This window comes from Roseibium sp., assembly GCF_025698965.1.
Classification (GTDB): Bacteria; Pseudomonadota; Alphaproteobacteria; order Rhizobiales; family Stappiaceae; genus Roseibium.
In genome coordinates this window covers 1-9,873 of record NZ_JAILWL010000235.1, presented here as the reverse complement: position 1 = coordinate 9,873, position 9,873 = coordinate 1, and the positions used below count along the sequence as shown (strand labels likewise).

General features: G+C 55.5%; 9 protein-coding genes. 7 read left to right on the top strand and 2 right to left on the bottom strand.

Features of this window, described 5'->3' with window-relative positions; all coding sequences use genetic code 11:
- The 5 genes from K5905_RS18615 to gltX form a co-directional block, all read left to right on the top strand.
- Positions 1–278, top strand: a 278-nt coding sequence (locus K5905_RS18615) for a 3-deoxy-7-phosphoheptulonate synthase (protein WP_297586511.1), incomplete at its 5' end; no start/stop codon positions are given.
- Between the two features lie 162 nt (positions 279–440).
- The gene (locus K5905_RS18610) at positions 441–986 is read left to right on the top strand and encodes a response regulator (protein ID WP_297586509.1); all 546 of its coding nucleotides are present in this window, start codon (positions 441–443) and stop codon (positions 984–986) included.
- Between the two features lie 128 nt (positions 987–1,114).
- Entirely contained in the window at positions 1,115–2,782 is a 1,668-nt protein-coding gene (locus K5905_RS18605) for an NAD+ synthase (protein WP_297586508.1), read from the top strand.
- Between the two features lie 57 nt (positions 2,783–2,839).
- Positions 2,840–4,042, top strand: a complete 1,203-nt coding sequence (locus K5905_RS18600; RefSeq protein ID WP_297586506.1) for an MFS transporter — start codon at positions 2,840–2,842, stop codon at positions 4,040–4,042.
- A gap of 66 nt (positions 4,043–4,108) precedes the next feature.
- Positions 4,109–5,470 carry a glutamate--tRNA ligase gene (gene gltX, locus K5905_RS18595; RefSeq protein WP_297586504.1) on the top strand — a complete coding sequence of 454 codons (1,362 nt, stop codon included), beginning with the start codon at positions 4,109–4,111 and terminating at the stop codon, positions 5,468–5,470.
- Here gltX and K5905_RS18590 read toward each other — a convergent pair.
- Positions 5,433–6,779, bottom strand: coding sequence for a DUF2865 domain-containing protein (locus K5905_RS18590; RefSeq protein ID WP_297586502.1), 1,347 nt, complete (start codon positions 6,777–6,779; stop codon positions 5,433–5,435). The two genes, gltX and K5905_RS18590, sit on opposite strands and share 38 nt — an antisense overlap.
- 135 nt (positions 6,780–6,914) lie before the next feature.
- Positions 6,915–7,415, bottom strand: coding sequence for a MarR family winged helix-turn-helix transcriptional regulator (locus tag K5905_RS18585; protein WP_297586501.1), 501 nt, complete (start codon positions 7,413–7,415; stop codon positions 6,915–6,917).
- A gap of 375 nt (positions 7,416–7,790) precedes the next feature.
- Here K5905_RS18585 and K5905_RS18580 point away from each other — a divergent pair, with 375 nt between their 5' ends.
- Together K5905_RS18580 and K5905_RS18575 are read left to right on the top strand one after the other, a co-directional pair.
- Complete coding sequence (locus tag K5905_RS18580) at positions 7,791–9,068, top strand: MBL fold metallo-hydrolase (protein WP_297586500.1); 1,278 nt, start codon at positions 7,791–7,793, stop codon at positions 9,066–9,068.
- A 144-nt stretch (positions 9,069–9,212) separates the two neighbouring features.
- On the top strand, positions 9,213–9,728 hold the full coding sequence (locus tag K5905_RS18575) for a CreA family protein (protein WP_297586498.1): 516 nt from the start codon (positions 9,213–9,215) through the stop codon (positions 9,726–9,728).
- The last annotated feature ends 145 nt before the right edge of the window (positions 9,729–9,873 follow it).

Genomic DNA, 9,873 nt, shown 5'->3' with positions numbered 1-9,873 from the left:
ACCGGATACTCAAAGAGGTCGAGGCCTTTTTTGCTGTGCACCGTGCCGAAGGTACTCATGCCGGCGGTGTTCACGTCGAAATGACAGGCCGGAATGTGACCGAATGCACAGGTGGCGCCCGTGCCTTGACGGCGGAGCAGCTTGGCGACCGCTATCACACCCATTGTGATCCGCGTCTCAATGCTGATCAGGCATTGGAGCTTGCCTTCCTGATTGCGGAAAACCTGAAAAAAGAACGCGACGGACGTCAGGCCGAGCCGATTGCAGTTAGCGCCTGAGACGCAGATTCTCTCGTAGCGTTAGCTTGAAGGGTGGCTTTTGCCACCCTTTTTGCTTTTTGAGGTCAGGTTGCGCTGAAAAAACTCCATTTGGTAAGTCTCATTTAACGCTCCGCGCGCATATCTGGTTTTTGGCAGCAAACCGGTGGAGGAGTGAAGGCGTTGCGGCAACAGTGGGATCTTTCGAAGGTTTCTTGCCTGATTGCGGAAGACAATCCACATATGCGCGCGATCCTGCGCTCCGTCTTGTCAGGCTTCGGCATCCGATCGGTGTTCGAGGCCAGCGATGGCGCCGAGGCCCTGGAGCTGGTCGTCGATCGCAAACCGGATATCGTTTTGTGCGACTGGGTCATGAGCCCGTTTGGCGGCAATGAATTTTTGCGGATTTTACGTGGCGACAGGGATCCGATCATCAGCACGATACCTGTCCTGGTCGTCACCGCGCATGCAAAGCGTGCAACAATCCTGGAGGCCATTGAAATCGGTATCCACGGATTTGTCGCCAAACCGATCGCTCCAGCCATCTTGTACCGCCATATTGGTGAAGTTCTCGAACGCCAGGAAATGCAGGGCCGGTCAAAGGGCATCATGGGGCCGGGGCAACAGCAACCGGTCAAAAAGCTGACCATCACGGACATTTCGGGAATGACGCCGACGGCGGAGCCGGCAACCCCCGAGATTGAAGAGAACGCTCTGGCACTGCTTTAGGTCGTTCACTGCAAAATTCGAACACCGTCCTGAGTGGCCCTGAAGACCGTTCTTCAGATTTGTGCGATTGCAACAATTGAGCCTTGCGGCTACATGATGTTGCAATGACATCTTCAGGTTCTGTTCCCATGATAACTGATCGCTTTAGACTTGCCGTAGCGCAACTTAATCCCACGGTAGGTGATGTTGAAGGCAACGCAGAACTTGTTCGCAAGGCGCGGCAGGAGGCTGCCACCAAGGATGCGGATCTGGTTCTTGCGTCTGAACTGGTTCTGGCAGGTTACCTGCCGGAAGATCTGGTTTTGAAGCCTGCCTTCGTCCGCCGGTGCATGGAAGCTGCGGAGGCTCTTGCCAGGGAAACGGCAGATGGAGGCCCGGGGCTTGTGATCGGGACACCCTGGAAAGGGGAGGACGGTAAGGTCTACAACGCCGCGCTTCTCCTGGATAAGGGGGAAATCCGGTCAATCCGCTACAAATACGACCTGCCGAACTACAGCGTGTTCGATGAAAAAAGGGTCTTTGCCGCGGGGCCCTTGCCGGGACCGGTCGATTTTCGCGGTGTGCGTATCGGACTGCCAGTCTGTGAGGACATCTGGAACGATGAAGTCTGCGAGTGCCTTGAAGAAACCGGTGCGGAAATATTGCTCGTCCCGAACGGGTCACCCTACTGGGAAAACAGGGCCGAGGAACGTTTGCAGGTCGTGGTCTCCAGGGTTGTCCAGACGGGATTGCCGCTGATCTACTGCAATCAGCTCGGAGGCCAGGATGAGCTGGTCTTTGATGGCGGGTCCTTTGCTTTGCAGGCTGATCGCTCATTGGCATTCCAGATGCCGCAGTTTGCAACGGCAATCGGCATCAGCGATTGGAAGCGCGAGGGCGAGACCTGGATCTGCGAGCAGGGTGAAGTTGTTAAACTTCCCGACTTGGACGAGGCCAACTGGCGGGCCTGTGTTCTCGGCCTTGGAGACTATGTCACGAAAAACGGCTTTCCAGGCGTTGTGCTGGGGCTTTCGGGCGGCATCGATTCGGCGATTTGCGCCGCCATGGCGGTGGATGCTCTCGGTACGGACAAGGTTTATGCGATCATGCTGCCTTACCGCTATACGTCTGAAGAGAGCATCAAGGATGCCGCCGAATGCGCATCAGCGCTTGGCATCCGTTACGACACGGTTCCGATTTCAGAGCCCGTCGAAGGGTTTGAGAGCGCTCTTGGAGATCTCTTCAAAGGCACCAAAGAGGATACGACCGAGGAAAATCTTCAGTCACGAACTCGCGGTGTGATTCTGATGGCTGTCTCCAACAAATTCGGACGAATGGTCATGACGACCGGCAACAAGTCTGAAATGTCGGTGGGTTATGCGACGCTCTATGGTGACATGAACGGCGGATTCAATCCGATCAAGGATCTCTACAAGACGCAGGTCTATCATCTGGCCGCCTGGCGCAATGTCAATCGGCCCGAAGGTCTCCTGGGCCCATCCGGGGAAGTAATCCCGTCAAACATCATCACAAAGGTGCCGACGGCAGAACTGCGTGAAAATCAGACGGACCAGGATTCCCTTCCGCCATATGACGTGTTGGATGACATTTTGAAGTGTCTTGTCGAAGAGGAAATGTCCGTCAGCGAGATCGAGAAGCGTGGTCATGACAGATCGTTGATTCACAGGATCGAGCATCTTCTCTATATTGCGGAATACAAACGCCGGCAGGCACCCCCAGGCGTCAAGATAACAGAACGTAATTTCGGCAAGGACCGCCGATATCCAATTACCAACCGGTTCCGGGATCGTTCCTGACGCCCCTCCGGAGCCGTCTCCCCCAAGGCCCTGTTCCGGGTAAACGGCTTCGACCGCATGACTTATTTTGCATTTTTGCGTGACAACGCACGCTGGTTGTCTGCCAGCTATCTGCTGGCGATGTTTTCCGGTTTCGGGCAGACGTTCTTCATTTCGCTGTCTGCAGGAAATCTGCGCGCAGAATTCAATCTCAGCCATGGTGACCTAGGTCTGCTCTATATGCTGGCAACGCTCGGCAGCGCGTTGACCTTGCCTTATGTCGGTAGAAGCCTGGATCATTTTCCTGTCAGGCGGATCGCCGCGGTTGTGATGCTTGGTTTGGCGCTGTCCTGCCTTGCAATGGCCAACACGTTTTCTGTGTGGATGATCGCTGTTGCCTTTTACGGCTTGAGATTGTGCGGACAGGGCATGATGGGCCACACGTCTTTAACGGCAGCAGGCCGATGGTTTTCCGCGCAGCGCGGACGCGCCGTCTCGATTGCGATCCTCGGGTTTCCAACCGCGGAGGCACTTTTCCCGTTGGCCTTCGTGACCCTGAGCGGGTTCATTGGATGGCGAGGAGCCTGGAACGTCTCAGCGGTCAGCCTGGTGGTGCTGGCGTTCCCGGTGTTGATGCTGTTGCTTGCCAGGGACCGGGTCCCAAGCGCAACGGAAGTTGCCTCGGCAAAACCGGAAGGGCGTCAATGGACGCGGAAAGAGGCTTTGTTGGATCCGAGGTTCTGGCTGGTCTCACTTGGTGTCAATGCTCCGGCATTCATCGGTACGGCAATTTTCTTCCATCAGGTCTATCTGGTCGACCTGCGCGGCTGGTCTCTGGAAGTGTTTGCCAGCGCCTTTGTGATCATGGCTGGTGGGGTCGTGTGTGCATCGCTGGCAATTGGACCGTTGATCGACAGGTTTTCCGCACGCCAGCTCCTGCCTTTCGCGATCCTGCCTTTGATGCTGGCATGTCTGGTACTTGCGACCATTCATGCACAATTCGCTGCCTTCGTTTTCATGGCGCTGGTAGGAATTTCCAATGGTTTCAACGGAACGCTGGTCGGGGCGTTATGGCCTGAAGTTTACGGAACAAGACACATGGGTGCGATCCGGGCTGTAGCCTTCGCTTTCATGGTGTTCGCCTCTGCTGCCGGGCCCGGTCTGATCGGCTGGCTCATCGATCAGGGTATTCCCTTCGACAACCAGGTGCTCGCAATGGCAGGCTACTGCTTCATATTCAGCGGGGTCCTTGCTTTGACAGCGCGGGCTTACCGGTCGTGACAACAATTCTCGTTTCTGCCGCAGTTAGGGGTTGCTGTCGCGGCAATCCCCGGCTAACTCAACCCCATGACTGTTACTGTTCGTTTCGCGCCGTCGCCGACCGGCCACATTCACATCGGCAACAGCCGTCCCGCGCTCTATAACTGGCTTTTTGCACAAAAGTCGGGTGGACGGTTCATCCTGCGTTTCGATGACACTGATCTTGAGCGCTCGAAACAGGAATACGCCGAGTCCATTGAAAAGGACCTGCGATGGCTTGGCATCGAGCCGGATGTCATCGAGCGTCAATCGGCGCGCGTGGCCAGCTACGATGCTGCGGCACAGAAACTGAAAGACGCCGGTCTGCTCTATCCCTGTTACGAAACACCGGATGAACTTGAGCGTCGTCGCTCCCGCCAACGGGCGCTCGGACGCCCACCGGTTTATGACCGTGCCGGGCTCAGGCAGACGGCGGAAGAACGCGCTGCCTTTGAAGCTGAAGGTCGCAAACCGCACTGGCGCTTCGTGCTTCCCAATCATGATGGCGATCCGTTCGAGACAAAACGGACCGATGTCACCTGGGCGGATCTTTGTCGGGGTGAGCAGGCAGTTGATCTTGCGTCCTTGTCCGATCCGGTTCTTATCCGCGCGGACGGCACTTATCTCTACACATTGCCGTCGATTGTCGATGACATCGATATGGGGGTCAGCCATGTGATCCGCGGCGAAGATCACGTTGCAAACACAGGTGTGCAGATCGCGATCTTCGAAGCACTGGGTGCCAAGGCTCCGATCTTTGGTCACCACAATCTTCTGACGACGCGCGACGGGGAGGGCCTGTCCAAACGAAAGGGCGCGTTGTCCATCGGCTCATTGCGGGAAGCAGGCCTGGAGCCGATGTCGGTCGCCTCACTCGCGGTGTTGACCGGGACCAGCCAAGCTGTTGAACCTGTACCGACGATGGCAGCCCTGGTAGAGAAGTTTGATCTCACCAGCGTTTCAAAATCATCCGCCAAATTCGATCCGGAAGAGTTGAAATCCTTGAACGCACGCCTTGTGCATGATTTGCCGTTCGAGGCAGTCAAGGACAGACTGGCGGATCTTGGTATCACGCCAAGCGAGGTATTTTGGCAAACGGTTCGAGGCAACTGCGAGACTGTTGCGGATGCAAGCCGCTACTGGCAGGTAATTATTGGGCCAGTCGAGGGGCGGATTGAAGACGAAGACAGGGAATTCGTGGCAAGTGCCAGGGGGCTTCTTCCGGACGGCGACATTACACCGGAGACCTGGGGTGCCTGGACATCTGCGCTAAAGGCTGAAAGCGGTCGCAAGGGGCGTGGCTTGTTCATGCCGCTGCGCCGGGCGCTCACCGGTATGGATCATGGCCCGGATATGAAGGCAATATTGCCTCTTATTGGGCGACAAAAAATTCTGGACCGACTACCCTGACAGGCGTTTCCCGGTCTGGTGCCGGACGAAAGCCTGAATCGTCATGTTTGAAAATCGGTGACGTGGAAGCCGCTTCCACTTCACCGTCCTTGGACAGCGAGCGATTAGTCAGCAGAGGTAAGCCGCTTTCCGTCAGCGCGCCCTCCACAAGCTGAGTAGTTCCACCCTTGAGCTTTTTTGAGACCTCGTCGAGAGACGTTGCAACATTGAAACCCTTCTCAAGATTGAACAGTGTGCCTGGATCTTCGTAAAAAGGAAGCTGCGCCTTGTGAAGCGGTGTCCTGGAAAGCGGCGAAGGGGCGGTATCGTCTTTTTCAAACGTGTTGCCCCGGCTTGGTTGAAGGGTCCGCCGGGGAAGTCCGGAACTGATGTCTGAAAGAAAGACACGATTTCCCGAAGCTGTACTCAGTTCTGTCCAGGATGATTGTGTCTTGTTCTGCTTCGTAAGCCGACAGCTGCACCCTTCGACATATTCCGATTTGTACCGGTAGGCGAACGGTTGTTCGGAATAGAGCTCTCCCGCCAGTGACAACATCTTCGACTGATCCCCGCCGGGGTTGCGATGAACGTATAGTTCGGTCTCGGCGGCCGGGCAGATTTCGGTACAGCGGGCTTCGTCGTTGACAAATTGGCTTTTGCCGGTGGAATAGCTCACCGGAAAAAAATAGCCGTCACAAGTGCGCACACACAAGGTGCGGAATGTTCCTCCGGACGGAATGCGAAGCCGGCTGGTGCTGCGTCTGGAACTTGAGCGAACGGTAGAAATTTCGCGATCGCCGGTCGTGGCGCTTACCTGCTCAACGCTCGTTTTGGGGGTAAACAGCCGCTGCAGGAAACCACGGGGTTCCTGATTGTCGTTGCGATTTTCCGCTTTGGCCTGCCGTGTGGATGCTGCAGCGTTGCAGTTTTGCTTTTCAAGGGCGCCGCGCACCTGACGAATGCGTTTTGAGTTTCGGTTGGACCCACCGCCGGATTTTGCCAATTGACGCTCAATCGCGGCCAGGTTGGCTTTCATGCGTTTGATCTTGCTGTTGAGGCCCTGGCATTTGGCAGATGGAACGCTGGAACAGTTGAAGAACCTGGCATCGCGCTCAGCGGCGGAAATTGCATTCTGTTGCTGCTTCCTCGCAGAGGTCCATTTTTGAGCCGCCGGAGATTGTTTTCCCGAACCCGCTTCAAGTCGGCGCAATTCGGACTTCAGACTGGAACAGCTTGCAGCTTCTACAGTTGCGGCGGGCAGCACGAAAACAGCGCAGACAGTCAGAATGCGCATTAAGCTGACAGACTTGCGGGTCTTGCAAAGCCCCATCGTTCAACCCCCACAGCGCTAAGAATTCGCGCCGTTCCGGTACCCGGACGGTACCCACACTATCGTTATTGTCTCCATCATTAGCAACGAAAGGCCTCACGTTAGGTTAATGCTGGCCATGGTTGCGATCAAAATCTAGTCGGGTCGATAAGCGTTTGCGGCATCATGCAGGCGCCCGAAAATGTCACCCAGCAACTCGCTTTGTTCTTCAGTAAGCGCATCTTCCAGCTCCTTGCTGTAGGCAAGCGCGCGGGGCACAAGATCCGCATAGACGGCATTTCCCTGCGAGCTCAGCTTCAGGACCTGTTCCCTGAGGTCGTCGGGGTTTTTCTCCCGTTCGACATATCCACGGCTCTCGAGAGTGGCGACAGCGCGGCTAACCTTGGTTTTGTGCATGGAGGTTGCTGTGCCGATATCCCGGGCTGTCATGGTCGGATGCTCTCCCAGCGTGGCAATTACCCGCCACTCGGGAATGCCTATGCCGTACTGGTCCGCATAGATTTGCGAGAAAGACCGGCTGACGGTTTCGGCAAGATGAATGAGCCGATAAGGCAGAAATTGATTCAGCTTCAGGACAGGTCGGTCGGATACGGATGATGCGGTATGAGCGGTGGGCGATACGGGCTCGTGCGACATGAGTTGGATGCTGCCTCGGAGGTTTTAAAAATCGGGTGACTGAACCAGCAGATGAATGCTGCCGTGATCCGGCCATTTTCTAAGTCTAACAAGTATAGCTTATTGTCTTTCTCATGAAAGTCGGCATGTGCTTCTTTGGAAAATTGACGAGTGGACAAACAAGATTATATGAGAGCTTGTACTCGAGAAGACATCCGCCTGCGAAAATTGACGACCTATCTGTTGATAAGGAAGCAATAGTTAAGAAATCGATGGTTGCGAATTTGCGAATCACCGAATGAAGCTGAGACGCTATCGCCAACAGAAAGATGGCGTGAAATAGGTCAAGAATGACCGCAAAAGCAAGCAGGGAGCTTGCACGAAAGCGAGGCCGTAATGGTTGAGATCTTAAACAATTCCGAGGCCGTGCCGGGAGAAAACGCACGGTTCGAGGAACTGGGACGCGGCTGTTATGCCTATAGTGCAGACGGATGTTCGAACACTGGCGTAATCGTCGGTGACCGGGGTGTTTTGATCGTTGATGGTCAGGCAACCCCTGCACACGCCGAAAAGGTCCTGGAACACGTTCGCGATATCACCGACAAGCCTGTGAAACAGGTGGTCCTGACCCATTTTCACGCCGATAACTCGCTTGGGTCCTGGGCTTTCGACCCCGGAGAAGTGATTGCTTCCGACCTGACGCGCCGCATGATCGAAACGCGTGGTATCGAGGACATTCACGTTTCAAGAGAGCGTTTCAAGGCATTATTCGCTGATCTCCCCGCCATTCCGGCGGTTTGCGCACCGACCATGACAATTGCTTCCTCAATGACAATTGATCTGGGCGGACGGGAAGTTCGATTGATGCATCTTGGACGTGGCCACACCATGGGAGACCTGGTTGTGTGGGTGCCTGACAGCGGGGTTATCTACGCAGGCGATCTGGTTCAAAGCACGGCCGCTCCTTATTGCGGCGACGCGCATCTTGCCGACTGGCCACGTGCGCTCGATCGCATTTCAGCGTTCCGCCCGGCTGCGCTGATGCCGGGTACCGGACGGCCTATCATTGGCGCTCCCGCGGTTGTCTCCGCAATCGAAACGACGCGGGACTACGTCACCACTTTGCGAGATTCCGCTGCTGCTTGTGTTGAGCAGGGTCTTGGCCTCAATGACACGTTCAATGCGGTAAAAGACACGCTTGCATCGCATTTCGGCTCGAAAACGGACTTCGAGACACAGCTGCCGTTCAACGTAGCACGGGCCTATGATGAAGCACTTGGTCTGGACCAGCCTCAGATCTGGACCAGGGAACGGTGTGCCGATCTTGTCGATGCTCTTTCCGGTGTCGTCGCCGTGGCAGAGCCTGTTGAGGCTCCTGATCTTGAAGAAGAAGACACTCCGGTCTCAACAGTGGAAGTTGAGGGCGCCGAAGAAGTGGAAGTGGTCGAAGACGAGGCCTTGAGCGAGGAAAGCGATCTCGTTTCTGACAGTGATTTCGCAGCTTCTCTAGGGACGCCGATGGACGACGATGAAATCGTCGAGGAAGAGTCCCTGGACCTGACTTCCGAGGATATCGTTGACGAGGATGAACCTTCTGAAGGCAGCAGCACTGCGGACGATGAAGGCGATGAGGACAGCAAGGATACTGAAAAGGTTCTTGAGGAGGTTCGATAAACCTATCGAGGAATTTTCGATTGTTGTTGCCTCTGATAGCGCGCGCCGGTCAGGCGCGCGTTTTGTTTTGAAAGGGTCGCTTGATCGTACAGCTGAGATCCCCACATGTCAGACGTTTCAAACCTATCAAGGGATGTTGTCCGAATGCGTTTCCTGACCGCCGTTGCGCTCGCTTTGGTTTTGAGTTTTCAAGCCGCCGGGGTTGCTCTCTCAGCCGAAGAACCCGATCTGATTTTCAAGAAGTCCACGGTGTGGAAGTTTCTGACACCTGATCACAAGCTTGCCGCGTATGCGATCGACGATCCGCTGGTGGATGGAGTTGCCTGTCATTTCACGGTGCCTGAAAAAGGCGGTGTGTCCGGCTGGCTCGGTGTCGCTGAGGAGGTTTCGGACATATCCCTGGCATGCCGGCAGGTTGGGCCGGTCGTGATCAAGGACAATTTCGAGCAAGGCGAGGAAATGTTCCGGCAAAGCCGGTCTTTCATGTTCAAGAAAATGCGGATCGTGAGAGGCTGCGACACCGAGCGCAACGTGCTTGTCTATCTGGTCTATTCAGACAAGTTGATCGAAGGCAGCCCTAAAAACTCCACGTCCACCGTTCCGCTGATGCCCTGGGGTGACCAGCAACCTCCAAGATGTGCAGATTATGTAGAAGATTAGAAACGGGTGCTTATCTGCATCCAAGCCTTTCGACACCTGCTTGGCAGCCGCAGTACACAGGCAGGTCAGTCGGCTTCCAGTGTTTCCAGATGTTTGGCGACTGCAAGGTCCTCATCTGCGCAGAAATGCTTGTAGAGCATCGCCA